Here is a 25,515-nt window from a genome sequence, read left to right on the forward strand (position 1 = left end):
ATTTTAAGTTTCACTTTTATCATTTTACAACAATTTAGTATAGGGATCTTTTATAGATAGTTTTTGAAGTATTTCTTTTTCTAATTTTTCCATTTGGTTAGCTTCATTATTTGTTTCATGATCATAACCAAGAAGATGAAGAATACCATGAATGATTATATGCGTTAAATGATCCTGAAATGATTTTCTTTCTTCTTCTGCTTCTCGCATAACAGTTTCTTGTGCAATAACAATATCACCAAGCATAAGTCTAGGATTTTGTCCAGCTTTAAGAGGAAAGGCAGGAAAGGATAAAACATTTGTGGGTTTATTGTGATGACGCCATTGTGCGTTAATTTGTGCCATACGCGTATCATCTGTAAAAAGCAGGCTAAGTTCGCTTGTTATCTCATTTAATGATAAATGCTGTAATGTGGTAACTAGAGCTTTGTCAGTAATGTTATAAAGCATTTCCTCATCATTCCATTTAGCACTTTCAATAGTTATATCAATAGCAATCATGGGAAATTGCACTCATTTTTTTGATGAAAAGCGTGTGAGTGGTATTGCTTTTTCTGTTCAATAGAATCACGATCATAAGCTTGAATGATGGTGGAAACAAGAGAGTGTCGCACAACATCTTTTTCATTAAAATGAATAATTGTAATATTTTCTATATCTGCAAGGATACGAATTGCTTCCACTAAACCTGATTTTTGTCCTGCGGGCAAGTCAATTTGACTTAAATCACCTGTTATAATCATCCGTGATCCTTCTCCAATGCGTGTAAGAAACATTTTCATCTGCATGGGTGTAGTATTTTGTGCTTCATCAAGAATTATTGCTGAATGAGCAAGTGTTCGACCACGCATGAAGGCTAGAGGAGCTATTTCTATAACTCCGGAGGCTAAGATGCGTTCTACTTTTGCAACAGGTATCATATCATACAGAGCATCGTAAAGGGGGCGTAAATAGGGATCAACTTTTTCTTTAAGATTACCGGGAAGGAAGCCAAGATGTTCTCCAGCCTCAATAGCTGGACGTGAAAGAATAATTCGTTCAATAATACCATATTTAAGAAGCATTACAGCGTGAGCAACGGCAAGATATGTTTTTCCAGTGCCTGCTGGACCTATTCCAAAAATAAGTTCAGCATGTTCCATAGCACGCATATAAACGTCTTGTGTTAGAGTACGGGCATAGATTGTTTTTTTATGGGTATTAAATTGTGCTAATGTACGTTGTACAGAAGGCTGGGTTATTTGAAGTTTTTCTTGTTGCTCATCGGGCAAATTTGCCATAGCAATTGCACTTTCTATATCTGATAGAGTAAGTTCTGGATGTGTTTTTGCTTTTCGATAAAGTTGGTCTAATACATAGTGCACCTGTTGTATAGCAATAGCTGTTCCATAGATTAAAATTTTGTTACCGTGTGGGCGAATATCAAGCTTGAGTTTCTTTTCAAGATAAACAAGATTTTCATCAAATTTACCAAAAACTATTTTTGCAGTATTGTTGTTTTCAAAAGTTAAAACAACATGGTTAATATTGACTGTGTTAGTTTTTTTAAAGATGCTTTTATTTTGAGAGGGGATACTTTTTATCTTTAGAGTTTGTTTCGATTTTTTGGTTGATGCTTTCAACCCATACTCCTTATCTGTTTATATTACAGCTTTAATATAATCACTTGCCTTTAAAAGTGAAATAGCTCTTTAATATTATATTTTTGAATAGAACTATAAAATTTTTTTAATATTTAATATATGTCGATTTTTTCACCGACAAAACTATTAGAACTTGCATCTTTAATACGGATTTTCATAATAGTTCCAACAGAAGTTTGTGTATTTATGACAACAGGTAAAAGCCAAGGGGAACGCCCTACCATTTGTCCCGAGTAACGACCAATTTTTTCAATAAGAACATCGGTTGTTTGACCAATTTTAGAGTGTAAAAATGTATGTTGTTGGTCAAGAAGAATGGTTTGTAAATGCTGGAGGCGAGTATTTTTAACTGTTTCATCAACGTGATTCTTCATTGTTGCACCGACTGTGCCAGGCCGAGGTGAATATTTAAAAGAATAAGCCGAACTATAGCCTACTTGTTTAATAAGCTTGATAGTTTCCTCAAAATCTTCATCAGTTTCGCCTGGAAATCCTACAATGAAATCGCCTGAAAAAGCAATATCAGGTTTTGCAGCACGGATCTTATCGATGAGATGAAGATAATGAATACTTTTGTGTTGTCTGTTCATTGCTTTCAAGATACGGTCTGAACCTGATTGAACAGGAAGATGCAGATAAGGCATAAGTATATCAAGATCTCGATGTGCAGCAATAAGACTATCATCCATATCGCGTGGATGACTCGTTGTATAGCGTAATCGTTTTAAACCATCAATTTTAGCCAGATGATGGAGAAGATCTCCAAGGCGCCAAGTTTTCCCATCGATACTCTGTCCACGCCATGCATTTACATTTTGCCCAAGAAGTGTAATTTCTTTTACACCTGCTTCAATAAGCTGGCGCGCTTCATCAGTGATTTGCTTAACGGATCGGGATATTTCTGCGCCCCGTGTGTAGGGAACAACGCAAAAGGTACAAAATTTATCACAACCTTCTTGTACTGTTAAAAATGCACTAATACCTCGTTGTTGCACAGCTCGTTTGTTATGAGGTGGTAATTGGGTAAATTTATCTTCAACGGCATAATCTGTTTCAACAACTTTTTTTCCTTGTTTGACTTGTTTTAATAGTTCCGGTAGGCGGTGATACATTTGTGGTCCAATGATAAAATCTACGGTTGGTGCACGTCGCAAGATTTCATTTCCTTCAGCTTGTGCAACACAACCTGTAACACCGATCATCAAAGGTTTATCGTGTGTACGTCCTTGACGTATTATTTGCAAGCGACCGAGGTCAGAGTAAAGTTTTTCTGCTGCTTTTTCGCGAATATGGCAGGTATTGATCAGAATAAGGTCAGCATCATTTGGTGTTTGTGTAGCGATATAACCTTGAGTGCTTAAACTATCATTCATTCGTTGGCTGTCATAAACATTCATTTGGCATCCATAAGTTTTGATAAAAACTTTTTTGGGACTATTGGAAAGTATGCTTCTAGAGTTTTTACGATGATCCATATTGCATTTCTAAACGTTTTTTTTTTAAATCTCAATCTATTTACTTGAAAGTTTTTTGCATGATGATTGCATCTGTGGATCCATTGTGTGATTGATAGTAGGCTGGGCGTTTAGCAATCTTTTGAAATTTAAATCGTTTATAAAGGGCTAAAGCAGGAAGATTGGTTTCTTCTACTTCTAAAAAAAGTTTCGTTGCGTGTTCACGACGCAGATGGTGAAATATGTGATCAATAAGAAAATAACCAATTTTTTGTTGACGATTGTTAGAATGAACTGCAATCGTTATAATTTCTGCTTCACTGAGAATAAGACGGCAGAGACAAAATCCTAAAATTTGATGAGATTCTCCAATGAGATGGGCTTTATAGCCAAAAATAGAATGATCTTTTAAAAAAATCTCAAATGTTTGTTTTGTCCACGCTAGGGCGAAACAATTTTTATGAATTTGATGAAGAAAAATACTGTCCTCAGAGTTTAAGGGCGCAATTACAAAATTTTTTTTTGTCAATGAAGATTTAGTCATTATTGTTTTCGTGGTAAAGCAAAATCAGTTTGTTGTTTTGCATCAGCATCGCGTAAGTAGAGGGACGTGGTGGTGTTTGTGGCTGTTTATTTGCAGCTAGGCGTGCATAAGTTAAAATGTCCGCCGCATCACATGGAATGGAAACCGGTATAATTCCTTTGCTTATTGTATTGTTTCTAATATAGAGAGCAATAATTTCAGCAGCTGGACCAGTAAGTATGGTGTGTCGGAGTAGATCTGCTACAATATTTTCAGGTGTTTTTAAGCTGGGCTTGCTTAAAGCTATAAGGTTGTTATTGAAATTTTGATGATAGAACATCTCTCTGCCGGCTTCAATGACAACAGTGATGGTTGATGTGATATTTTCATTAGCTACTTGTGCAGCTAATGCTTCAAGTGAGCTTACTCCAATGGCTGGAATTTCTAACGCTAAGGCCAAAGCTTTTGCTGTAGCAATACCTATACGTATACCTGTAAACGATCCTGGTCCAATATTGACGGCAATGCGATTAATCTGGTCAAGCTTGATATTTGCTTGATGGGTTAGCTGTTCGATTTGACCGATAAGTTTCTCAGCATGACCTTTGCCAATACGTTGGCTGATACGTGCGATAACAGATTTATGCTGAACAAGTGCGACGGCACAATAAATTGAAGCAGTATCTATGGCAAGAATAAGCATAAACGCTTTTTAGCCGAATATAGTGATAAATAAAAGGTCAGTTTTATTTTTTAGAAATTTTATTTATCTATAAAATATTAAAAAATTTTCAGATCAGTAGGAATAGTTTTTGAGATGTGTTTTAAGCATGGCATGTCTGTTAGCATAGAAAAAAAACATATGTAAAATAAATTCAGTATCTTAGATTTTTCTGAAAACCATATTTAAAAGAGTGAGGTATTAAATATACTTTTAAATGTTATGTGCTCAAAGTTAAAGAGCTTTATCATAAGAATACTGAAGACGCTGAGGATAAATATAGAGCTGATTGAAGTACATATGACACGTCATTCGGTTTTTAAAATGAACGAATATAAATACTTAGTTCCAATCCTGTCATTGAAATGATAGTGAAAAGTTGGGTAATAAAGTTGATAAAGATAAGAGCAGTTGTAGGAATAAGTTCTGCTGAGCGTATAAGCATCATGATAATAAATCCTATGATAAATCATGGAATGAAACTATATAAGCGTTAATGATGTCCTGGCCGAGGATAGATGATTGCTAGAATAAAAAAATCGGGCCTCTAGCATTAAAACTCGCACTAATTTAACGAAAGTTGCTATTTAAACACTTACGAGAGATATAAAGGCTGTTGCTGCTAAAATCTGCGGAATAGCATAAACGGTCATCCTTGCTAATATGCCATATTGGCTAAATGAGAAATTGAAGAATGGTTGTAAAGAAGGTAGAATGAAAATGATAATAGCTTCTAAGAGAGTGGTGAGTGCCATTGATGCAGCTACTTCTTCATTTTTCACATTAATAACAGGTGCAGTGGCTGCAATAATTGAATTACCACAGATAGCATTACCACAGGCGACAAGTATTATTGAATTTTTGCAAGATCCATAAAAACGTTTAATGACAAAACTGATGAAAATAGTAAGAAATATAATAACTATAATACCGGCAAGTAAAGTCCAATCGATTGAAAGTACTGTATGGAACGCTATTGCTTGTTCCTAGAAGAACAATAGCGATTTTGAGAAATATTTTTGCACAAAATTTATACCTTTATCAAAATATTCTGGAAGAAAAGAACAACTGCAACAATAGAATAGAGCCTAATAAAATCGCTAAAACAAGAGTTTTAATCCACGCCTCTGCAAGAAATTTCTTTTCTATAAATTCTAAACGTACGCAAACGCTGAATATAAGCACGCAAATTAAAATTCTCGGTTCTCAATTGATGAATGAAGATAAATCTTTACTCGGCATTTCAGAGATTTCTCTCCCATTCTCATAACATTGAGCGCCCATTTTTATTATAAATTTAGAGACTATCAAATAAATAACAGATAAATAATTTCAAAAATTAGTTCTTGCTTGTAAGGCAGCAGCTAAAGTCCCATCATCGAGATAATCTAGTTCACCACCTACTGGTACTCCATGGGCAAGGCGAGTGATTTTAATGGAAAACTGAGAAAGTTGATCGGTAATATAGTGAGCTGTTGTTTGTCCTTCAACTGTAGCATTAACAGCTAAGATGATTTCTGTAATGGAATTATTGGTAACGCGATTGATTAAGGAGATGATGTTCAGTTCATCAGGTCCTATTCCATCTAAAGGAGATAATCGTCCACCTAAAACATGATAACGTGCTGATAAAAATTTTGCGCGTTCAAGAGCCCAGAGATCAGAAATATCTTCAACAACAATGATTATTGATTCATCACGGCGAGGATCTGTGCAAATTGAACAGGGATCTGTTGTATCTACATTACCACAAACAGAACAAATTCGAACTTTATTTGCAGTTTCTAGCATTGCAGATCCTAGAGGTTCTAGCAGGGTTTCTTTTTTCTTGATTAGATAGAGAGCGGCACGACGCGCTGAACGTGGCCCAAGACCTGGTATCCGTGCTAAAAACTGAATAAGGCGTTCAATTTCAGGGCCTGCAATGTGTTTAGACATGCTATTATACCAAGGGATGAAAATACAGTTTATTTATAAAAACGGAAATTGAAAACCAGGTGGGATTGGCATTCCTGCAGTCACACTTTTAGTTTTTTCTTTAATAATTACATCTAGTTTACTTTTAGCGTCTTTATAGGCCGCTATGACAAGATCTTCAAGAATTTCCACGTCTTTAGGATTCATCAATGAAGTATCAATTTTTATAGCTGATATGGTATTTTGACCATTAATAGTGATCTTGACAAGACCTCCACCTGCTATACCTGTTGCTGTCAAATTAGCCAATTCACTTTGCATTTGCTGCATTTTTGTTTGCATTTCTTTGGCTTTTTTCATTATATTCATCATGTCACGCATAGGGATTGGCTTCCTTATTCATCATTTGTATTACTATCAGTGTCAAGGATATTAGTGATTAAATCAAGATCATTTTCTTTTTTATTGAAGCGGATATCAATGATTTTTGCTCCTGGAAAATTATTGAGAATTTTTGCAATATTGGGATCTGTTTGTGCATCGGAAAAAAGAGATTTTTGTATAGCGATACTTTCTTCTTGTAAAGTTGGTTCTCCTCCTTCATTCACAAGAGTTATAGTCCAGTGCTTTCCAGTCCATTGATATAGCATTTTTTTGATATCACGTTCAAGGGAATGAGGAGCTTCTTCCGCAAATCTTAACGTAATATGCTGCGGTTCAAAAGAAACAGGATGAACGAATTCTTTGATCAACAATTTGAAATGTATTTCATTATGCTGCTCAGCTAGATCAACAATATCCTTTAAAGAATTTATGATGATTTTTTGTTCTGTAGCTTCCATTTCTGATTGAGGGATAACGTGAGATAGATTGGTTATATTGCTATCAAGTTGATTAGTTTGAACATTTTCGATTGATTCAATTTTATTACAAAAGTCTGTCTTTTCAGAAGCTGTAATCTTTAATTGTTTTATATATTTAGGGGAGCGACTAGATTGGTTTTGTAGTGAATCTGAAATTGGGGAGGAAGCGTAGCTGTGTGCAACTTCTGTTTTTGTAATGTTGCTTTCATTTATTTTTTCTTGAGAGGAATGGTTTTCAACAAGTGGAGATATCTTTTTGTTTTGTGTGAGTTTTGTTAAAGCTTCATCAAGAGTTGGTAAATCAGCAACATGAGCAAGACGAATCAATAACATTTCGGCAGCTTGAATAGGATGGGAGGCTTGGCTAACTTCCTGTAGGCCTTTGAGGAGCATTTGCCAGCTACGTGAAAGAACACGAATAGAAAGTTTCTGTGAAAAATTTAAGCTTCTTGAGCGTTCCTCTTCTGTAAGTGATAAACTTTCTATTATTTCTGGTGTCAAACGTAATCGTGTGATTAGATGATTAAAATCAGCTAATTCTGTTAGTATAGCAAAGGGATCTGCACCTGCATTGTACTGATTGCGTAATTCGTATAATGCATTAACAATATTTCCTTTCATAATAGATTCGAAGAGATCAATGATGCGAGATTGATCAGTTAATCCTAACATTACCCGTACCGCAATGGCATCAACTTTGCCGTTACCATAAGCAATTGCTTGGTCAAGAATAGATAATGCATCACGGACAGATCCTTCTGCTGCATGGGCAATCATGAATAATGCTTGATCTTGTGCTTCAACTTTTTCCAGTTGAGCAATTTGGCGTAAATGAGTGAGCAAAACAGTTGCTTCAATACGTCGTAAATTAAAACGCTGACAGCGTGAAAGAATTGTAATAGGAACTTTACGAATTTCTGTCGTTGCAAAAATAAATTTCACGTGCGGAGGAGGCTCTTCAAGAGTTTTTAATAAACCATTAAATGCTTGTGTTGAGAGCATGTGTACTTCGTCAATAATATATACTTTATAACGTGCAGCAACAGGGCGATAACGAATTTGTTCAATAATTTCACGAATATCATCAATACCAGTATGCGAAGCAGCATCCATTTCAATAACATCTATATGGCGACCTTCAATGATTTGTGTGCAATGCTCCCCAAGTGTATCGAATAGAGTAGTTGGTTGATCAATATCTTTTGTTTTGTAGTTAAGAGCTCGGGCTAAAATACGCGCTGTTGTTGTTTTTCCTACCCCACGAATTCCTGTTAACATCCATGCTTGTGCAATACGTCCTGTTTTAAAAGCATTATTAAGGGTACATACCATTGCTTCTTGGCCAATTAGGTCGGAGAAGCTTTTAGGTCGATATTTGCGAGCAAGAACGCGATAGACCGTTGTTTCTGGCGTACTTTTTATTAATTGTTCCAATTTTAAAACTCTTTTTGATATCTATTCAATAATATAGGGAGCTAGATTAGCAGAAATCTCTTTAAATATTAAGAGAGTTTTTAATAAGCTTATTGTAAGGGTAAGATTTTTTGAATTGAAGAGAGCTCAAATTTTTCTTCTTTTGAGATGGAAATACTACCGTAAAATAACATACTCTAACTTTAAAGTTTAAATATAGGAAGATTAGTACGATGATCCGTACAAAAATTCGTTAGAGCCGCTCCTTTTCAGATTCGATCGGGTTGGCGAGCAGTTCGTGTATCGCCAACCTCGCTTCATTATATATTATCTGTTTCAAAGTAAACAATAAGAAATAACCGAAAGTATGATAAAAATAACTAAAATTTGTGATCTGAAGTCATTCTTTAATTCAAAGATCAGATATTTTATCTATCAAAAGCATATTCACGTAACAAAATAAGTGGGCTTGGTATGTCCTTTGATTCAGTTGTACTCCCCTATATCACAATCTGAACCTATAACTTTTGTTCCAGTCATATTCCTAAAGGTATAAGGTCCTGATGCCCAAGGAAATCTTACCTCAAGGGATGTAGCATTACTGATAATGAATGTTTTAGTCTCTTTATTATGAACCACTTGGTTTGGATTTTGAGTAACAATCTTTATACGGTCCAATGCATCATCATTATTATATTCCAAATGGAATGTAGCTGCAGGTTCAAGTTGGTTACAAGAATATATTACTCCCACTTTTTGACTTTCACTTTTTCCAACTTTCGCTTCTGTATTGGCGTCAAATTCCCATTTATTTTCGCCGAAGCCAGCAAAAGCATCGGTATATATTAGGATACTTGCAACTATTAATATTTGAGATAATATTTTTTTCATTTATACATTCCCCTTATAATTATTGGATAAAAATACTCCACTGTAAAGAAATACAGGGCGCATTTTTTTAAAATAAGGAGATTGGTACGATGACCCGTACAAAAACTCGTTAGGGCTGCTTCTTTCCAGACCTGACCCGATTGGCGAGCAGTTCGTCCATTACCAATCTCCTCTCATTTAATATTATCAATTTAAAATAAAAAATCAAGAAATAACCCAAAAATGATATAGATGATTAAATTTGTATTTAAATTTGATGAGCTTTCAGGATGCACTATAAAAGCATACTCACATAGAAATAAATCTTTCTTAATTTTAAAGTAAGATTATTCTTCTCCATACACTCCTACATCATATATTCCTGTATCACAATTTGTTCCTACAACTTTATTGTTGGTTATATTCTCAAAAATGTAAGGTCCTCCTAGTCAAGGGAACTTCACATTAAGGGAAGTAATATTACTATAAATAATTTTTTGTCTCTAAAGTGAGTTGTCTGATATGGATTTTCAGTAATAATTTTCAGATATTCTAAACCACGAGGGTTTGTATATGTTAAACGAAGTGTAGTTATAGGGTCGAGGTTTTTACAACTATATTGCACCCCATCTTTAATTGACACGTGTTTATTAATTACAACCGTCTTATGAGGTGCAAATTCCTACTTCCTTTCGCAAAGCCAGCAAAAGCATCATTGCAGATCAAAATACTTACAAAAGTCAGCCCTTGAGACAGAAGTTTTTTCATTTATATATTCCCCTTTTAAATTAGGCAGAATGATTATGTTTAATTAATAATACAATATTGTTTGATTTTATGACACACTAAAAAAATATAAAAACTAGTTTTATACTAGAATTTTACGGACTCTTTCGAGATCATTTTGTGTGTCGACGCTTAAAAAAGTTGTATCGATTATCTCTACATCAATACGCATATTGTTTTCTAATGCGCGTAATTGTTCAAGTTTTTCACGTTGTTCAAGTGTTGATGATTTAAGTGTTATAAATTTTTCAAGGGCTTTGCGTCGATAGACATATAATCCAATATGATGGTATAAAGGTCCATCTCCATAAGGTGCAGTTGCACGGGTAAAATAAAGGGCGCGAAGTCGATTTTTAGCAATTGGTGTGCCAATGATTTTAACAATATTGGGGTTTATTTTTTCATTGTCTTCAATAAGTTTTGTTCCTAATGTTGCGATATCAGTTAAATTATTTTCTAAGGGCCGTAAGGCACTTACGATGGCATTCGGCGTTATTGTTGGCAAGTCACCTTGTACATTCACAATGACATTATAGCGCTGTGCAGGATCAACTTTAGTTAAGGCCTCATAAATACGATCAGATCCCGATTGATGATTTGTACAGGTTATGATACATTCATAGCCATAAGCTGTGACAGTTTGAGCAATTTTGTCATGATCTGTTGCAACAATAATACGCTCTAATCCAGTTTCTTTTGCTCGTTCAGCAACATGAATGATCATGGGTTTCCCAGCAATATCAGCTAAGGCTTTACCTGGTAGACGCGTTGAACCCATGCGGGCGGGAATGAGAATGAGTGGTTGAAGAGACATTGTAGAGTTCCAAAGCATGTGTACTTAATTTATAATCTTATACCTTAATAAGGGAAGGAACTGCAAAGAACTATACTGAAAATAATATAAAAATATGAAAGTTTAAATTTTATGAATCGATCAACCTTCGTTTATTTAATTTGTGCGTGTTTATTTTTGTTGATTATTTTAGTGGGCGTTTTCACTATCAGCGATATGATTTATGATGATTCGGTTCAACATTCTTATAAAACCGATAATGACACATTTAAAGAAACACAAAGTATGTCTGGTAAATCTTTATTGTTGAGTGATCTTCTTAAACAAGGTAATCTTGAGAACGGACGGAAGATTTTTCATCAGTGTGCAATCTGCCATACTTCTAAACGTGGTGGATCTAATCGTGTTGGTCCGTCACTCTGGGAGATTGTTGACCGTCCTTTAGCAAGTGTAAAAAATTTTTCTTATTCAAAAGTGTTGCGTGCGAATTCTGATAAAAAATGGGATTTTTTTACTTTGGATCGTTATATTCAATCACCACGTCAAGCATTTCCAGGAACAATTATGTCTTTTCGTGGGATTAAAAATGATCAAGATCGTGCTGATCTTTTGCTTTATTTGCGTAGTTTATCTGATTATTCTATTCCTCTACCAGAGGATGATGAGCAAGATTAGTTTATATTTTAAAAATATATGACTAAATTTTATTTGTAATTTTGTTTTTTGAATTTTCAAAATTATTATTGATGCGTCATTCAAATGATATTATATGTCGTTATTGAAAGGGAAAAACAAATAAATGGCAGCCTATATTATACGGCGTTTTCTTCTAATTATACCGACACTTATTGGTATTTTAACAATGACATTTATCATTGTTCAATTCACTCCAGGTGGGCCTATTGAAAATATTATTGCTCAATTACAGGGAACAGGGGGGGACGCTATAGGACGCATAGCTGGTAGTGGAGATTTTAATTTATCTTCTGATGTTATTGCTGATAATATTCATGTTAGACTATTGTCGTCTGGGTCTTCTCAATATCGTGGTGCACAGGGACTGGACCCAGAATTTATTGCCAAACTTGAAAAACAATTTGGTTTTGATAAGCCTCCTTTGGAACGTTATTTAACAATGCTTAGTCGTTATATGCGTTTTGATTTTGGAGAGTCTTATATACAGGGGCGTTTAGTTATTGACCTTATTAAAGATGCATTACCTGTGTCTCTTTCTCTTGGTTTTTGGCATTTATTAATTTCTTACGCTATTTCTATCCCATTGGGAATCCGTAAAGCGCTCAGGGAAGGATCTTTTTTTGATGCATGGACGAGTACTGTTATTGTTATTGGCTATGCAATTCCAAGTTTTCTTTTTGGAATTTTTTTAATGGTTTTTTTTGCTGGGGGATCATTTTTTGATTGGTTTCCATTGAACCATTTAACTTCTGATAATTTTGATTCATTATCTTTTGGAACAAAGATATTGGACTATTTACATCATTTGGTTTTGCCATTGACAGCGATGGTCATTTCTTCTTTTGCGACAACGACATTGTTGACAAAAAACTGTTTTCTGGAAGAAATTCGTCAGCAATATGTTATTACAGCTCGTGCTAAAGGCTTAAGTGAGCATTCAGTTCTTTATGTCCACGTATTTCGTAATGCGATTTTAGCTGTCATAGCTTGTTTCCCTGCGACTTTTATGGGAGCATTTTTTAGTGGATCTTTATTAATTGAAATGCTCTATTCATTAAATGGTATAGGACTTTTAAGTTATACATCTATTGTTAATCGCGATTATGCTGTTGTATTTGCTTCTCTTTATATTTTTTCGTTAATTGGTCTTATTATAAACCTTATTTCTGATGTTGTTTATATGATGGTGGATCCACGTATTGACTTTGATAAAAAGGATTTATAATGGAAAAGGAAAGAGGCAATAGATTGTATGATGATAAATTGAAACGGTGGGCTTTCTTTTCTCCATTAAATATGCGGCGTTGGCATAATTTCAAACAGAATCGTCGTGGTTGGTGGTCGTTGTGGCTTTTTTTATTTTTATGTATTTGTTCTTTTGCAGCAGAATTTATTGCTAATGATCGTCCGATTATTGTGTCTTATAAAAAAGAGCTTCTTTTCCCTATTTTTTTTGATTATCCTGATGAAAAATTTGGTGGCAATTTAGCTAAGGCAGATTTTCGTGATCCTTTAATTCAAAATGAAATAGCACAACATGGTTGGGCATTTTGGCCACCGGTTCGTTATTCCTATAATACGATAATGGGGAACAAAGCCTTAGCATTATCTCCTCCTTCTTGGCTCCAAAATAAAGAAGAGCGTCGTGTTGGTTATGCACAGGGAAATGCTCATCTAGAATATAGCATTAATCATTGGAATTGGCTTGGAACGGATGAGTTGACACGTGATGTTTTTGCGCGGGTTTTATATGGTTTTCGTATATCAATAACTTTTAGTATTCTTTTAACAGCTGTTTCTGCAATTATCGGTATCATAGTTGGTGCAGTTCAGGGTTATTTTGGTGGTTGGATCGATTTAATTTGTCAGCGTTTGATTGAAATATGGTCTTCTGTACCATCACTTTATTTAGTGATTATTATGGCTGCAGTTTTAGCGCAGGGCTTTTGGATGCTATTAGGTGTTATGTTGCTTTTTCAATGGGTAGTATTGGTTGGTGTGGTACGTGCAGAATTTTTGCGAGCAAGAAATTTTACCTATATTAGTGCTGCACGTGCACTAGGTGTTCCTAATAGGATCATTATGATGCGTCATTTATTGCCTAATGCTATGGTTGCTGTTTTAACTTATTTGCCGTTTTTGTTGACATCAGGGATTTCACTATTAACATCGCTTGATTATTTAGGCTTTGGTCTTCCTCCTGGTTATGCTTCTCTAGGAGAAGTGATGCGGCAAGCTACTTCTAATTTAAATGCTCCTTGGATTGGTATTACAGGTTTTATTGTTATTGCTGTGATATTGTCATTGCTAGCATTTATTGGCGAAGCAGCTCGCGATGCTTTTGATCCGAGAAAAATACAATAATGACAAAATTGCTTTCAGTACGTGATCTTTCGGTTATATTTCGTCAGGCAGAGACAAAAAAATATATTCTTAAACAGATTTCTTTTGATATTCAGGAAGGAGAAACAGTCGCTTTTGTTGGAGAATCAGGTTCAGGAAAATCAATAACAGCACTATCTATTTTGCAATTATTGTCTTTTTTAAAAAGGCTTGATCAATCGGGTGAAATTCTCTTTAATAATAAAGACTTAATGAAGTTGAAAGAAGAAGACCTGCGTAAAATTCGTGGCAAAGATATTGCCATGATTTTTCAAGAGCCGATGATCTCTCTTAATCCTTTACATACTGTAGAACGTCAAATAGGTGAAGTCCTTAAGATGCATGCAGTTATTTCTGATAAATTGTTGCGCATGCATATTATTGATTTACTGAAAAAAGTAGGTATTTGTGAACCACAAAAACGTTTAGGTTCATTTCCTCATCAATTATCAGGTGGTCAACGACAACGTGTAATGATTGCAATGGCACTTGCGAATAATCCAAAATTATTGATTGCTGATGAGCCAACAACTGCACTTGATATAACTGTTCAAGCACAAATTCTTGAGTTATTAATACAGCTTAAAAAACATCACAAAATGTCAATGCTTTTTATTACGCATAATTTGGCTATTGTGCGTCGTATTGCAGATCGTGTCTATGTTATGAAGGAAGGAAAAATTGTTGAAAGTGGTTCAACAAACCAAATTTTTAAAAATCCTCAACATCCTTATACCAAGCAATTATTAGCGGCAGAGCCTAAAAATCATTCTCTTCAAGCTGATGATAACGCACCTGTTTTGATGCAAGGTCAAAAAATACGAGTTTGGTTTCCAATAAAAAAAGGATTGTTTCGACGAACGGTTGATTATGTAAAAGCTGTTCAGGATATTGATGTTATAATTCGTTCTGGCCAAACGCTTGGTGTTGTAGGAGAATCGGGATCAGGAAAAACAACATTAGGATTCGCATTGACACGAATGCTTTCTTCTAAAGGTCAAATCATTTTTGATGGTGTTGATATAAGCAATTTTAATTTTAAGCAGATGCGTTCTTTGCGTCATCATATCCAAATTGTTTTTCAAGACCCTTTTAGTTCACTTTCTCCACGTATGTCTATCAGTGAAATTATTGCTGAGGGATTATCAATTCATGAACCTAAGCTTTCTTATTCTGAGTGTAATGATCGTGTAATTGAAGTTTTGTGTGAAGTTGATCTCGATCCTACGACTCGTTTTCGTTATCCTCATGAGTTTTCTGGTGGACAGAGACAGCGGATTGCTCTTGCACGTGCAATTATTCTTAAACCACGCCTTATTGTGCTTGATGAACCAACATCATCTCTTGATATGAGTGCGCAGGCACAAATTGTTGATCTTTTACGTTATTTGCAACTAAAATATCATTTAAGTTATTTGTTCATTAGTCATGATTTGAAAGTTGTTAAAGCGCTTGCACATGAAGTGATCGTTATGCATCATGGCAAAATAGTTGAATATAGTTCTGCTGATCGTATTTTTTCTTGTCCCCAAAATCCTTATACGCAAACTTTGATGTCTGCTGCATTTGCGTTAGAAGCTGATCGTTTATAGGAAATTATATCAAATTGTGCTGACAATCCGTTATAAAGGAGGAGCTTTCCCACTAAAAGTTCACCAATATTTGTGATCAATTTAATTGTCTCCATTGCTTGTAATGTGCCGATAACTCCAGGCAAGGTACCGATGATACCAGTTTCAGCACATGTCGGTGTAGTACCTAGAGGTGGGGGATTAGGAAATAAATCTCGATAGTGTGGATTATTGTCTTTATAAGGCATAAGTACTGTTAGTGAACCTTTGAATCGGTGTATAGCTCCACTTATTAAAGGCTTCGCACATTGGGCAGCATGATCTGCAAGAAGATAGTGCGTGGCAAAATTATCGCTGCCATCAATAATGATGTGATAGGCGTTCAGTAGTTGATCCACATTGCTTTCATTTAATCGAATGTTGTATCTTTCAACTTTAACATGAGGGTTTATTACTTTTATTGTTGTTTCTGCACTGATGGTTTTGTATTGGTTAATTGTATTTGTGTTGTGAATAACTTGGCGTTGTAAATTGGACAATGAAACAATGTCATCATCAACAATTCCAATAGTTCCAATGCCTGCTGCAGCAAGATAGAGTAAGACAGGAGTTCCAAGACCACCTACACCAATGACAAGAACACGTGCAGCTTTAAGCTTTTGTTGCCCTATGCCACCAATTTCAGGCAGGATGATATGACGTGCGTAGCGTTCGATTTCCTCTTTACTTAATTTTTCATCAACTTCTTTTATCATAGGCTCTCTCTTGTCATAGTTTCTTTTACTATTTAATAAGTTTATGTTTTTTTGACTAGTCCGCATTCAGCGGTAGGAGATTTTATTAATGAAGATTGCTATTCAGATGGATCACATTGCGACTCTTAAAATTCAGGGAGATACTACGTTTGCACTTGCTTTGGCCGCTCAAGAACGTGGACATTCTCTATTCCATTATACACCGGATCGCTTATTTATACGCGATGGGTGTGTGATTGCACGGTTAGAGCCACTAACTGTGCGTGATGAAGAAGGCTATCACTATCAATTAGGTGAGTCTGTGCGCACAGAATTGGTAGATATGGACGTAGTTCTGTTACGACAGGATCCTCCCTTTGATATGAATTATATTACCACTACTCATTTTTTAGAACGTATTCATCCTAAGACACTAGTTGTGAACGACCCGGTATGGGTGCGTAATAGCCCGGAAAAGATTTTTGTTACTGAGTTTTTTGATTTGATGCCAGAAACACTCATTACAAAGGATATTGAAGAAATAAAGGCATTTAGATCTATGTTTGGTGATATCATTATTAAGCCACTTTATGGGAATGGAGGGGTAGGTGTCTTTCATTTAAAAAACGATGATCGCAATTTCTCCTCACTTATCGAAATGTTTGAAAAAAGTTATAAAGAGCCTTTTATTGTGCAGCGTTATTTAGAGAGCATACGAGAAGGAGATAAACGAATTATTTTGCTTGATGGTGAACCGGTTGGAGCAATTAATCGGATTCCTATAGCTACTGATGTTCGTTCTAATATTCATGTTGGAGGGTGCGTAGAATGTATTGATTTGACAGAACGTGATTACGAAATTTGTGCACGTATTGGCCCATCTTTGAAGAAACGTGGTTTGCTTCTCGTAGGGATTGATGTGATTGGAGACTATATAACTGAAATCAATGTTACATCTCCTACAGGAATTCGTGAAATTAAACGATTTGGAGGTGCAGATATAGCTTCTCTTTTTTGGGATATTGTTGAACTTAAACGTTTAAATTAAAGACGACTAAAACGTACTTTATTATAAAAAAATTGTAAATGTCATTTTTTATTTATCATATGATTGATGTGAATTAAATTTAAAGGAATTATTAGATGAGCAAATTATTATCAATTGGAATAAGTTTTGTTTTCTCTATTATATTATTGATTGATATTAGTTATGCTCGCAATCGAGTTCATATTGTAGGTTCATCGACGGTTTTGCCTTATGGGAAAATTGTTGCTGAGATCTTTGGAGAAATATACTCTAATTTTAAAGTTCCTATTATTGAATCCGGAGGTTCAGGAGCTGGTATTAAGGAATTCTGTCGTGGTATTGGTAATAATACAATTGATATCGTTCATACTTCGAGGGCAATGAAGCCAGATGAATTACGATCTTGTTTTAATACTGGCGTAAAGGATATTGAAGAAATGCGTATTGGGTATGATGGTATTGTTTTTGCAACAGATATCAATGGCCCTGATTGGAAATTGCAACCAGTAGATTTTTACAGAGCATTAGCTGCGCAGGTTATTGTCGATGGAAAATTGCAGCCAAATGAATTTATGAAATGGAGTGCAGTCAATAGTAATCTTCCTGATTGGACAATTACAGCTTATATTCCTGGTGAAAAGCATGGAACTCGTGAAGTTTTTGAAGAAAAGGTGCTTGCTATTGGTTGTAAAGCTAGTGGTGCGGTTGAGCAGATGAAGGCTTTGGGAATGAGTGATAAGGCCATTAATGCTGCTTGTATTGCTGTCCGTAAAGATGGGAAAGCTGTTGATATTGATGGTGATTATTCTGAGACATTTGCTCGTCTTACTTCTAGTAAAACAGGGATTGGGGTTTTTAGTTTGTCTTTTTATGAAAACAATGCAGATAAACTTAAGGCTGCATCTATTAATGGTATTTATCCAAGTGTCGAAACAATTTCTGATGGCTCATATTTGATTTCACGTCCATTGTTTTTTTATGTTAAGAAATTGCATTTAAACATTGTTCCAGGTATGCAGGAATATATTGATTTGTTTCTTTCTGATCAAATGATTGGTTTACATAGTCCATTAGCTGAATACGGCTTAGTTCCTATTTCTGAAAGAGAAAGACAGGTGCAACGAGATGCTTTTTCTTCTGGCAAAGTTATGGTTCTGCAATAATTTTCTGCGTTGATGATGTGAAATGCTTTTATGTTTTTTTATAGAAATTGAAAAATAAGATGCCTGTTTCTTTCATTATTTTTCTCTTGTTGATTTTTAGTATCGTTGGCTTTTGCATTTCTTATATGCGAGCTCGTTTCCTTGAACGTTTAGGATTTAAGATGCATTCTCGTGCACATTATTATGGTTGGTGGACATTTTTAATAACTATTATTCCAGCTCTGATTTTTTTAATTTTTTGGAATGGTGGTAGTTCTGCTTATTTGGAATATATTATTTCACGAGAACTAGAAGCATATATGGTACCTACGACAGAAATAGATAATCATAGACTTATCGGCAGGTTAAGCAAAATGATACCTCACTTTCAAGGAGCTCTTACTGCTACTTTATATGAGAGTGTGAGAGCCCAATTATTAGCGCAAGGGTTTGTTTTGCCTTTAATAGTGCCAGATTACATGTTGAAAATTGCAGAGTTATGGCACTTTTTTTATGATAAATTGCAATTTATTGGTCATATTTTGTTTTTTATTATTACACTTTGCTGTTTTATTTTGGGTATTATGCAGGTTTCTCCGTATCAACGTGCTCGTAATAAAGTTGAGCGTTTGATTGTTATTGGATTGGTTTGTGCATCTACAATTGCTATTTTAACAACAGTTGGTATTGCGATTTCTATGTTCTTTCAAACAATGAATTTTTTTCAATCTGTATCATTTTCAAATTTCTTTTTTGGAACAGTATGGGATCCTCGTTTTTCAATGAATCATGCAGACAATAGTGTGGGACAATTTGGTTTAATACCGCTATTAGCTGGCACACTTTATATTGCTTTTGTCGCTATGCTTTTTGCTGTACCTATTGGGTTATTTTCTGCTCTTTATATGGCTGAATATGCTTCAACTCGATTGCGGTCGATTGTGAAACCATTATTAGAAGTACTTGCTGGCATTCCAACTATTGTATACGGTTTTTTTGCTTTGAAAATTGTTGGGCCTTTTCTACATAATCTCTCACTGTCTCTTTCTGGTGGGATTAGTTTTATTATGGCTCAAAGTGTTTTGACAGCTGGTATTGTCATGGGAATTATGTTGATTCCTTTTGTTTCATCTTTGTCAGATGATATCATTACTGCTGTTCCACGTTTTTTACGTGAAGGTTCTTATGGTTTAGGAGCAACACAATCTGAAACAATTAAAAAAGTAGTTTTACCAGCTGCACTTCCTGGGATTATAGGAGCAGTTCTGTTGACAGCATCACGTGCGATTGGAGAGACAATGATTGTTGTGTTAGCGGCCGGTGTTGCAGCAAATTTTACTTTTAATCCATTTGAAGCGATGACTACAATGACGGTTAAAATTGTTAATCAATTAACGGGTGATTTTGAGTTTAATTCTCCACAAACACTTGTGGCTTTTGCTTTGGGGATGACGCTTTTTATTTTGACTCTTTTAATGAATATTCTAGCTCTTTACATAGTGCGTAAATATCAGGAACGATATGAATGAGTGAAGTTTTTTTTTCGCATCGTCTTAATATTGGTCTCAAAGGTCGTTATCGAGCTGAGCGTCGTTTTCGCGCTTATGGTTTAAGTGCTATCTTTATTAGTTTATTTTTTTTGGCAGTTCTTTTATGGTCTATTGTTAGTCAAGGTTATACAGCTTTTTTTCAAAGCGAGATGATTTTGTCGGTTTATTTGGATGAAAAAGTGATTGACCCTAGTGGTCATCGTAAGAGTGATCCAAAAATATTGATAACTGCTAATTACCCACTTCTTGTACGGAATGCTTTGGCAAAAAAACTTGGGGTAGATCACAATGATCAGATATCTATGCGTGATGTTAACCGTATGTTTTCGCAGAGTGTTCGCGTTCAGTTGCGTGATATAGTGATAAAAAATCCAAACTTAATTGGAACGATGCAAAAAGTTAAAGTTTTAGCCGCATCAGATATTGATTCAGCCTATAAAGGGCAAATTGATTTACATGTACCAGAAAAAAATCGTAAAGTTTCTGATCAACAGATAAAATGGATGAAACATTTAATTAATGACGGTACTCTTTATAAGACTTTCAATCGTCATTTTTTTACATTTGGTGCATCAAGTCGTCCTGAGACTTCGGGATTAGGTGTCGCGATGATTGGTTCTTTTTATATGATGATTATTGTTTTAGTAATTTCATTGCCAATAGGGATAGCGACAGCTCTTTATCTTGAAGAATATGCGCGAAAAAATAAATTCACAGATTTTATTGAGATTAATATTAATAATCTTGCTGCTGTTCCTTCGATTGTTTTTGGTCTTTTAGGGCTTGCTGTTTTTATCAATTTTATGGGAATGCCGCGTTCAGCCTCTTTTGTTGGAGGGCTTGTTTTAGCTCTTATGACGTTACCAACAATTATTATTGCTACGCGTTCTGCTTTACAAGCTGTTCCATTCTCTATTCGTGCAGGAGCTTTAGGGTTAGGTGCATCGAAGACGCAGATGGTTTTTCATCATGTTATTCCTTTAGCCGCTCCTGGTATTTTGACAGGTACAATTATTGGTTTGGCTCAAGCTTTAGGTGAAACAGCACCTTTGCTTTTGATTGGGATGGTTGCTTTTGTTGTAGATATTCCTGTGACACCAATGGATCCCGCAACAGCTTTGCCTGTTCAAATTTTTATGTGGGCAAGTGAAGCAGAACGTTCTTTTGTTGAGAAGACATCAGGTGCTATTATTATATTAATGATTTTTCTTATTTTTATGAATATTTCAGCTGTTCTTTTACGCCGACGCTTTGAACGACGTTGGTAATTTGGGAGAGTTTATGTATAAAACTAAGGTTGAATCTAGTATGAAGATCAAAATGCGTGGTCAAGATGTTCGTGTTTTTTATGGAAAGAAAGAGGCTATTCATGGCATTACTCTTGATATTATTGAACATCAAGTCACTGCATTAATTGGGCCTTCAGGTTGTGGAAAATCGACTTTTTTACGGTGTTTTAACCGTATGAATGATACAATTGAAGGTGCTAAAGTAACAGGTTTGATTACTTTAGATGAGGAAGATATTTATAACTCACGTATTGATGTTGTAGAATTGCGTGCACGTGTTGGAATGGTTTTTCAAAAACCTAATCCTTTTCCAAAATCTATTTTTGAAAATGTTGCTTATGGGCCACGTATTCACGGTTTAGTGAAATCTCGTAGTGAATTACAGGATATTGTCGAAAAAAGTTTAATACAAGCGGGATTATTCGAAGAAGTAAAAGATCGTCTTCATGGGCCAGGCACGAGTTTATCAGGCGGGCAGCAACAACGTTTATGTATTGCGCGTGCTATTGCTATAAGTCCTGAAGTTATATTGATGGATGAGCCCTGTTCAGCTCTTGATCCAATTGCGACAGCGCGTATTGAAGAGCTGATCGATGCGTTGAGACAAAATTATACGATTGTTATTGTGACACACTCTATGCAACAGGCAGCACGTGTTTCTCAATATACGGCTATGTTTCATTTAGGGCATTTGGTCGAAGTTGGTGCAACAGAAATGATGTTTACTTCACCAAAAGAGCAACGGACGCAGGATTATATTACCGGGCGTTTTGGGTAAGTGAATTGAAGGGTATAAGGGTACTATCATGAGCCATATTGTTCATTCTTATGATATAGAATTAGAATATTTGGAATCCAAGATTTCGGAAATGGGATGCTATGCTGAAAGAATGATTGAACGTGCTGTGGCATCAATTGTGTGTGATGATTCTGAGTTAGCGGCTACAGTTATTGCCGATGATTTATTTTTGGATGAAGCAGAACGTGATCTTGATGAAAAAGCGATTACCATTATTTGTAAACGCCAACCAATGGCTGTTGATTTACGTGAAATTGTTGGTGCTATCCGTATTGCTTCCGATCTTGAGCGAATTGGAGATATGGCGAAAAACATCGCAAAGCGGACAGTTGCTATTTCGGAAACACGTCAATCTGCAGCTTTTTACCGTGGGCTTGAAACAATTACAGCTTTAGCACGCAATCAGTTAAAGGAAGTCCTTGACGCTTATACGAGTCGTTTATTAGATCGCATTGATGCAGTACGCGAAAGTGATGATAAAATTGACGCTTTGTATACGTCTCTTTTTCGTGAACTTTTAACTTATATGATGGAAGATATGCGTAATATTACAGTTTGTACACACTTACTTTTTTGCGCAAAAAATATTGAACGGATTGGTGATCATGTTACTAATATTGCTGAAACGCTTCATTATATTATTACAGGTCATCATATGACGTCTGGTCGTTCCCGTGATGACATGACGTATAAAGTTGGAGTAAGTGAGAAGAAAACAGATTAGGCTTTTTTACTTTAAATGAACCGATTATTAAAGAGGGGTAGACTTTATTGTTAGGCATGCTCCATAAGACTTCTAAGTCTGTTTTGAATCGCATTTGAGATTAGAAAATTTATGTATCTCCTCAGTTTTATTTTTTTGTGTAAAAAGTTTTTGGATGGTGCTGAGGTGTGAATGTTTATTGGTTATCAAATACTATAGTAATTGTAGAGATATTAGTCTTGTAAGGTTATATTTGAAACTTAAGAATGATACAATGTTTCATTCAATTACTTAGGCAATGAGAGATGTTTTAAATTAAGATTTTTTTATTGTTTTTTGTGTATAAGAGTTTTTTGATGGTTAGATTATATATGTTAAAAATTAACTGAAAAATTAGCAATTAAGCAATTAATTGTATACTTTTTTGATTTGTATTTAAAAATTCATTTGAATTTTTGATATTTGAAGACATAGGAACGTATTTTGTAAAATGAAAAAAAATCAGTGGGTTATTATTGTTCTTTGCGTTATATCGTCCGTTATTGTTGGGTGCTCCTCAAATCATGTGAAGCTTCAAAAAGCGAGCGACTATAAAAAAACTAAATCAGTTGAGTATTCGTTGACAGAACGCCAATGTCTTATGCGTGCAATGTATTTTGAATCAAATCGTTCAAGTCGTGAAGGAATGATTGCTGTTGGAACGGTTGTTATGAATCGTGTAAATTCAAGTGCTTATCCAAAGACTATTTGTGGTGTTGTGGGTCAGCGCAAGCAATTTGCTCCGGGTGTTTTAACACGCCCTATGCTTGAGAAAGCATCTGTTGCTCGTGTTAAAGAAGCTGCCGATGCTGTTTTACGTGGTGAGCGAGATAAGAAAAGTAAAAATGCTATGTTTTTCCATACTGCTGGTTTATCTTTTCCTTATAAAAATATGCACTATGTTCGTGTCGCAGGGGCAACGCTTTCTACGAAAAACGTTTGCATGATGGATCGCTTCAAGTTCCTGTTAATGACCGTCCTTATGATGTTGCGTTTGCTTTTTCTCAAGAACGTTCTGGTAATATGACCAACTTTATGAATTCAAGTGTAAACAGTAGAGAAATAAAAACAGAAGAAATCCAGGAAATACCTGTTTCAATAGAGATTGCACAAGCAGATAGAAAGAGTTCTGTACCTTTTGCTGTTGCACTGCTTGATAGAATCCCTATTCCTATATCTGCACCTCGTCGTGAAGATGAGCTAAGAGAAAACACAACAATTTTGGCGTATGCTATTATGCCTTCAACACACCAGTTAAATGCAGTTGTTGCAATGTTGGAAGAACGATATAAGAAACGGTAATTTTTTTGTAGTTAAAATAAGAGATAAGGGTTATGCGTTTTGATCTTGATGAAATGATTTCTCCTGAAATGCTTGATCGCCTTGCAGAAGTCGCAGTAAAGGTAGGACTCAATTTACAAGAAGGGCAGGATCTTGTTTTGACAGCTCCAGTTACAGCTTTACCTTTGGTTCGCCAGATAGCTTATCATGCTTATAAAGCTGGTGCTGGCGTTATTACACCATTGTTTGGTGATGAAGCATTATCACTTATTCGTTTTGAAAATGCGCATCCTGCTAGTTTTGATTGTGCACCTTCTTGGCTTTATGAAGGAATGGCAAAAGCATTTGAAAATGGAGCTGCACGTTTGGCAATTGTTGGAGATAATCCGTTGTTGCTTTCCAATCAAGATTGGAATAAGGTTTCATGTTTGAATAAAGCCACTTCAATAGCTTATCAGCCAGCTCTTAATAAAATATCGAATTTTGCGATTAACTGGTCAATTATAGCTTATCCAACAGCGGGATGGGCTACAGCAATGTTTCCTGATTTGCCTCTTGGTGAAGCAATTCAGAAATTAGCAGAAGCTATTTTTTCTGCTTCACGTGTGACACAGGATAATGCTGTATATGCATGGCATGCGCACAATGCTAATTTAAAACAACGTTCATCTTGGCTTAATGAGCAACGTTTTATTGCTTTGCATTTTACAGGCCCAGGAACCGATTTAATGGTTGGTTTAGCTGATGAACATGAATGGCATGGAGGTGCCTCGATTGCTCAAAATGGCGTTGTCTGTAACCCTAATATTCCTACTGAAGAAGTATTTACAACCCCTCACGCTTATAAAGTTGATGGTTTTGTTCGTTCAACGAAGCCACTTTCTTATCAAGGAATGCTCATTGATAATATTGAAGTGCGTTTTGAAGCAGGACGCATTGTCAGTGCATCGGCTTCAAAGGGACAAGAAGTTTTGCAAAAAGTTTTACAAAGTGATGAGGGTGCTAGTCGATTGGGCGAAGTTGCTCTTGTTCCCCATTCTTCACCTATTTCTAAGAGCGGTTTACTTTTTTATAATACGTTGTTTGATGAAAATGCTGCATGTCATATTGCTTTAGGGCAATGTTATTCTAAATGTTTTTTAAATGGAGCAGCATTGACGACAGAAGAGATTGAGATGCGTGGTGGGAATAAGAGTATTATTCATATTGATTGGATGATTGGATCAAATGAAATCAACATAGACGGTGTTAGGCAGAATGGTGCAAAAATTCCTGTATTTCGTCAGGGTGAGTGGGCTTAATTTATACATATGAAATCA

The 25,515-nt window shown here is 35.4% G+C and carries 24 protein-coding genes, 1 other RNA gene and 2 pseudogenes; 13 read left to right on the forward strand and 14 right to left on the reverse strand.

Going from position 1 to position 25,515, the window contains the following annotated elements; all coding sequences use genetic code 11:
- Positions 1-24: 24 nt before the first annotated feature.
- The 7 genes and pseudogenes from ybeY to BAR153v2_RS07415 form a co-directional block, all read right to left on the reverse strand.
- Positions 25-501, reverse strand: a complete 477-nt coding sequence (gene ybeY, locus BAR153v2_RS00180; protein ID WP_078679795.1) for an rRNA maturation RNase YbeY — start codon at positions 499-501, stop codon at positions 25-27.
- Entirely contained in the window at positions 498-1,622 is a 1,125-nt protein-coding gene (locus tag BAR153v2_RS00185) for a PhoH family protein (protein WP_078679796.1), read from the reverse strand. The genes ybeY and BAR153v2_RS00185 overlap by 4 nt, the downstream gene beginning before the upstream one ends.
- A 113-nt stretch (positions 1,623-1,735) precedes the next feature.
- Positions 1,736-3,118, reverse strand: a complete 1,383-nt coding sequence (gene miaB, locus BAR153v2_RS00190) for a tRNA (N6-isopentenyl adenosine(37)-C2)-methylthiotransferase MiaB (RefSeq protein ID WP_078679797.1) — start codon at positions 3,116-3,118, stop codon at positions 1,736-1,738.
- A 40-nt stretch (positions 3,119-3,158) separates the two neighbouring features.
- A complete protein-coding gene (gene rimI, locus BAR153v2_RS00195; protein WP_078679798.1) occupies positions 3,159-3,641 on the reverse strand; it encodes a ribosomal protein S18-alanine N-acetyltransferase in 483 nt (160 codons plus the stop codon).
- A pseudogene (tsaB, locus tag BAR153v2_RS00200) lies at positions 3,641-4,323 on the reverse strand (tRNA (adenosine(37)-N6)-threonylcarbamoyltransferase complex dimerization subunit type 1 TsaB). Before tsaB ends, rimI begins: the two are co-directional and overlap by 1 nt.
- 337 nt (positions 4,324-4,660) lie before the next feature.
- On the reverse strand, positions 4,661-4,789 hold the full coding sequence (locus tag BAR153v2_RS07615) for a hypothetical protein (protein ID WP_256385933.1): 129 nt from the start codon (positions 4,787-4,789) through the stop codon (positions 4,661-4,663).
- Positions 4,790-4,928: 139 nt separating this feature from the next.
- Positions 4,929-5,318: a putative sulfate exporter family transporter gene (locus tag BAR153v2_RS07415; RefSeq protein ID WP_339373812.1), complete on the reverse strand. Its 390-nt coding sequence runs from the start codon at positions 5,316-5,318 to the stop codon at positions 4,929-4,931.
- Between BAR153v2_RS07415 and BAR153v2_RS07420 the strand changes: the two genes are divergently transcribed.
- Complete coding sequence (locus BAR153v2_RS07420; protein ID WP_244548600.1) at positions 5,318-5,611, forward strand: hypothetical protein; 294 nt, start codon at positions 5,318-5,320, stop codon at positions 5,609-5,611. The genes BAR153v2_RS07415 and BAR153v2_RS07420 overlap by 1 nt on opposite strands.
- A 62-nt stretch (positions 5,612-5,673) precedes the next feature.
- On the opposite strand, the gene recR is transcribed toward BAR153v2_RS07420, so the two are convergent.
- The 6 genes from recR to BAR153v2_RS00230 all read right to left on the reverse strand — a co-directional run bounded on the left by recR (position 5,674) and on the right by BAR153v2_RS00230 (position 11,004).
- Complete coding sequence (gene recR, locus BAR153v2_RS07350; protein ID WP_198934307.1) at positions 5,674-6,279, reverse strand: recombination mediator RecR; 606 nt, start codon at positions 6,277-6,279, stop codon at positions 5,674-5,676.
- Positions 6,280-6,312: 33 nt separating this feature from the next.
- A complete protein-coding gene (locus tag BAR153v2_RS07355; RefSeq protein ID WP_198934308.1) occupies positions 6,313-6,639 on the reverse strand; it encodes a YbaB/EbfC family nucleoid-associated protein in 327 nt (108 codons plus the stop codon).
- 14 nt (positions 6,640-6,653) lie between these two features.
- Positions 6,654-8,543 (reverse strand): DNA polymerase III subunit gamma/tau, encoded by a 1,890-nt coding sequence (locus tag BAR153v2_RS00215; RefSeq protein ID WP_078680905.1) that lies wholly within the window; start codon positions 8,541-8,543, stop codon positions 6,654-6,656.
- A 477-nt stretch (positions 8,544-9,020) separates the two neighbouring features.
- Complete coding sequence (locus BAR153v2_RS00220; RefSeq protein ID WP_078679799.1) at positions 9,021-9,425, reverse strand: hypothetical protein; 405 nt, start codon at positions 9,423-9,425, stop codon at positions 9,021-9,023.
- A 73-nt stretch (positions 9,426-9,498) separates the two neighbouring features.
- Positions 9,499-9,596, reverse strand: an RNA gene (ffs, locus tag BAR153v2_RS00225) — signal recognition particle sRNA small type.
- Between the two features lie 676 nt (positions 9,597-10,272).
- A complete protein-coding gene (locus tag BAR153v2_RS00230) occupies positions 10,273-11,004 on the reverse strand; it encodes a 3-deoxy-manno-octulosonate cytidylyltransferase (RefSeq protein WP_078679800.1) in 732 nt (243 codons plus the stop codon).
- A 111-nt stretch (positions 11,005-11,115) separates the two neighbouring features.
- Between BAR153v2_RS00230 and BAR153v2_RS00235 the strand changes: the two genes are divergently transcribed.
- From BAR153v2_RS00235 to BAR153v2_RS00250, 4 genes are all read left to right on the forward strand, one after another.
- Positions 11,116-11,658, forward strand: coding sequence for a cytochrome c family protein (locus BAR153v2_RS00235; protein WP_078679801.1), 543 nt, complete (start codon positions 11,116-11,118; stop codon positions 11,656-11,658).
- Positions 11,659-11,782: 124 nt separating this feature from the next.
- Entirely contained in the window at positions 11,783-12,904 is a 1,122-nt protein-coding gene (locus BAR153v2_RS00240; RefSeq protein ID WP_078679802.1) for a microcin C ABC transporter permease YejB, read from the forward strand.
- Positions 12,904-14,043 carry an ABC transporter permease gene (locus tag BAR153v2_RS00245; protein WP_078679803.1) on the forward strand — a complete coding sequence of 380 codons (1,140 nt, stop codon included), beginning with the start codon at positions 12,904-12,906 and terminating at the stop codon, positions 14,041-14,043. The genes BAR153v2_RS00240 and BAR153v2_RS00245 overlap by 1 nt, the downstream gene beginning before the upstream one ends.
- The gene (locus tag BAR153v2_RS00250; RefSeq protein ID WP_078679804.1) at positions 14,043-15,653 is read left to right on the forward strand and encodes an ABC transporter ATP-binding protein; all 1,611 of its coding nucleotides are present in this window, start codon (positions 14,043-14,045) and stop codon (positions 15,651-15,653) included. The genes BAR153v2_RS00245 and BAR153v2_RS00250 overlap by 1 nt, the downstream gene beginning before the upstream one ends.
- Here BAR153v2_RS00250 and BAR153v2_RS00255 read toward each other — a convergent pair.
- Positions 15,599-16,387: a molybdopterin-synthase adenylyltransferase MoeB gene (locus BAR153v2_RS00255; protein ID WP_078679805.1), complete on the reverse strand. Its 789-nt coding sequence runs from the start codon at positions 16,385-16,387 to the stop codon at positions 15,599-15,601. The genes BAR153v2_RS00250 and BAR153v2_RS00255 overlap by 55 nt on opposite strands.
- 88 nt (positions 16,388-16,475) lie before the next feature.
- Here BAR153v2_RS00255 and gshB point away from each other — a divergent pair, with 88 nt between their 5' ends.
- The 8 genes and pseudogenes from gshB (at position 16,476) to BAR153v2_RS00295 (ending at position 25,497) form a co-directional block, all read left to right on the forward strand.
- A complete protein-coding gene (gshB, locus tag BAR153v2_RS00260; RefSeq protein WP_078679806.1) occupies positions 16,476-17,414 on the forward strand; it encodes a glutathione synthase in 939 nt (312 codons plus the stop codon).
- Between the two features lie 95 nt (positions 17,415-17,509).
- Positions 17,510-18,556 (forward strand): PstS family phosphate ABC transporter substrate-binding protein, encoded by a 1,047-nt coding sequence (locus BAR153v2_RS00265; RefSeq protein ID WP_078679807.1) that lies wholly within the window; start codon positions 17,510-17,512, stop codon positions 18,554-18,556.
- A gap of 59 nt (positions 18,557-18,615) precedes the next feature.
- Complete coding sequence (gene pstC / locus BAR153v2_RS00270; protein ID WP_078679808.1) at positions 18,616-20,064, forward strand: phosphate ABC transporter permease subunit PstC; 1,449 nt, start codon at positions 18,616-18,618, stop codon at positions 20,062-20,064.
- Positions 20,061-21,353, forward strand: coding sequence for a phosphate ABC transporter permease PstA (gene pstA, locus BAR153v2_RS00275; protein ID WP_078679809.1), 1,293 nt, complete (start codon positions 20,061-20,063; stop codon positions 21,351-21,353). The genes pstC and pstA overlap by 4 nt, the downstream gene beginning before the upstream one ends.
- Before the next feature lie 40 nt (positions 21,354-21,393).
- On the forward strand, positions 21,394-22,152 hold the full coding sequence (pstB, locus tag BAR153v2_RS00280) for a phosphate ABC transporter ATP-binding protein PstB (RefSeq protein ID WP_244548650.1): 759 nt from the start codon (positions 21,394-21,396) through the stop codon (positions 22,150-22,152).
- A 28-nt stretch (positions 22,153-22,180) separates the two neighbouring features.
- Positions 22,181-22,897: a phosphate signaling complex protein PhoU gene (phoU, locus tag BAR153v2_RS00285; RefSeq protein ID WP_078679811.1), complete on the forward strand. Its 717-nt coding sequence runs from the start codon at positions 22,181-22,183 to the stop codon at positions 22,895-22,897.
- Positions 22,898-23,366: 469 nt separating this feature from the next.
- A pseudogene (locus tag BAR153v2_RS00290) lies at positions 23,367-24,217 on the forward strand (cell wall hydrolase).
- 32 nt (positions 24,218-24,249) lie between these two features.
- Complete coding sequence (locus BAR153v2_RS00295; protein ID WP_078679812.1) at positions 24,250-25,497, forward strand: aminopeptidase; 1,248 nt, start codon at positions 24,250-24,252, stop codon at positions 25,495-25,497.
- Positions 25,498-25,515 lie beyond the last annotated feature (18 nt).

This window comes from Bartonella sp. AR 15-3, from assembly GCF_002022445.1.
Lineage (GTDB): Bacteria > Pseudomonadota > Alphaproteobacteria > Rhizobiales > Rhizobiaceae > Bartonella.

What these genes read in the sequence shown, in the direction of transcription:
- pstC (WP_078679808.1), top strand. Translation starts at nt 18,616, where the DNA reads ATGCCTGTTTCTTTCATTATTTTTCTCTTGTTGATTTTTAGTATCGTT.
- BAR153v2_RS07615 (WP_256385933.1), bottom strand. Translation starts at nt 4,789, where the DNA reads ATGATGCTTATACGCTCAGCAGAACTTATTCCTACAACTGCTCTTATC.
- BAR153v2_RS00220 (WP_078679799.1), bottom strand. Translation starts at nt 9,425, where the DNA reads ATGAAAAAAATATTATCTCAAATATTAATAGTTGCAAGTATCCTAATA.
- pstA (WP_078679809.1), top strand. Translation starts at nt 20,061, where the DNA reads ATGAGTGAAGTTTTTTTTTCGCATCGTCTTAATATTGGTCTCAAAGGT.
- recR (WP_198934307.1), bottom strand. Translation starts at nt 6,279, where the DNA reads ATGTCTAAACACATTGCAGGCCCTGAAATTGAACGCCTTATTCAGTTT.
- BAR153v2_RS00240 (WP_078679802.1), top strand. Translation starts at nt 11,783, where the DNA reads ATGGCAGCCTATATTATACGGCGTTTTCTTCTAATTATACCGACACTT.
- BAR153v2_RS00295 (WP_078679812.1), top strand. Translation starts at nt 24,250, where the DNA reads ATGCGTTTTGATCTTGATGAAATGATTTCTCCTGAAATGCTTGATCGC.
- BAR153v2_RS00235 (WP_078679801.1), top strand. Translation starts at nt 11,116, where the DNA reads ATGAATCGATCAACCTTCGTTTATTTAATTTGTGCGTGTTTATTTTTG.
- BAR153v2_RS00255 (WP_078679805.1), bottom strand. Translation starts at nt 16,387, where the DNA reads ATGATAAAAGAAGTTGATGAAAAATTAAGTAAAGAGGAAATCGAACGC.
- rimI (WP_078679798.1), bottom strand. Translation starts at nt 3,641, where the DNA reads ATGACTAAATCTTCATTGACAAAAAAAAATTTTGTAATTGCGCCCTTA.
- phoU (WP_078679811.1), top strand. Translation starts at nt 22,181, where the DNA reads ATGAGCCATATTGTTCATTCTTATGATATAGAATTAGAATATTTGGAA.
- BAR153v2_RS07355 (WP_198934308.1), bottom strand. Translation starts at nt 6,639, where the DNA reads ATGCGTGACATGATGAATATAATGAAAAAAGCCAAAGAAATGCAAACA.
- pstB (WP_244548650.1), top strand. Translation starts at nt 21,394, where the DNA reads ATGAAGATCAAAATGCGTGGTCAAGATGTTCGTGTTTTTTATGGAAAG.
- BAR153v2_RS00250 (WP_078679804.1), top strand. Translation starts at nt 14,043, where the DNA reads ATGACAAAATTGCTTTCAGTACGTGATCTTTCGGTTATATTTCGTCAG.
- BAR153v2_RS00245 (WP_078679803.1), top strand. Translation starts at nt 12,904, where the DNA reads ATGGAAAAGGAAAGAGGCAATAGATTGTATGATGATAAATTGAAACGG.
- gshB (WP_078679806.1), top strand. Translation starts at nt 16,476, where the DNA reads ATGAAGATTGCTATTCAGATGGATCACATTGCGACTCTTAAAATTCAG.
- BAR153v2_RS00265 (WP_078679807.1), top strand. Translation starts at nt 17,510, where the DNA reads ATGAGCAAATTATTATCAATTGGAATAAGTTTTGTTTTCTCTATTATA.
- ybeY (WP_078679795.1), bottom strand. Translation starts at nt 501, where the DNA reads ATGATTGCTATTGATATAACTATTGAAAGTGCTAAATGGAATGATGAG.
- BAR153v2_RS00230 (WP_078679800.1), bottom strand. Translation starts at nt 11,004, where the DNA reads ATGTCTCTTCAACCACTCATTCTCATTCCCGCCCGCATGGGTTCAACG.
- miaB (WP_078679797.1), bottom strand. Translation starts at nt 3,118, where the DNA reads ATGGATCATCGTAAAAACTCTAGAAGCATACTTTCCAATAGTCCCAAA.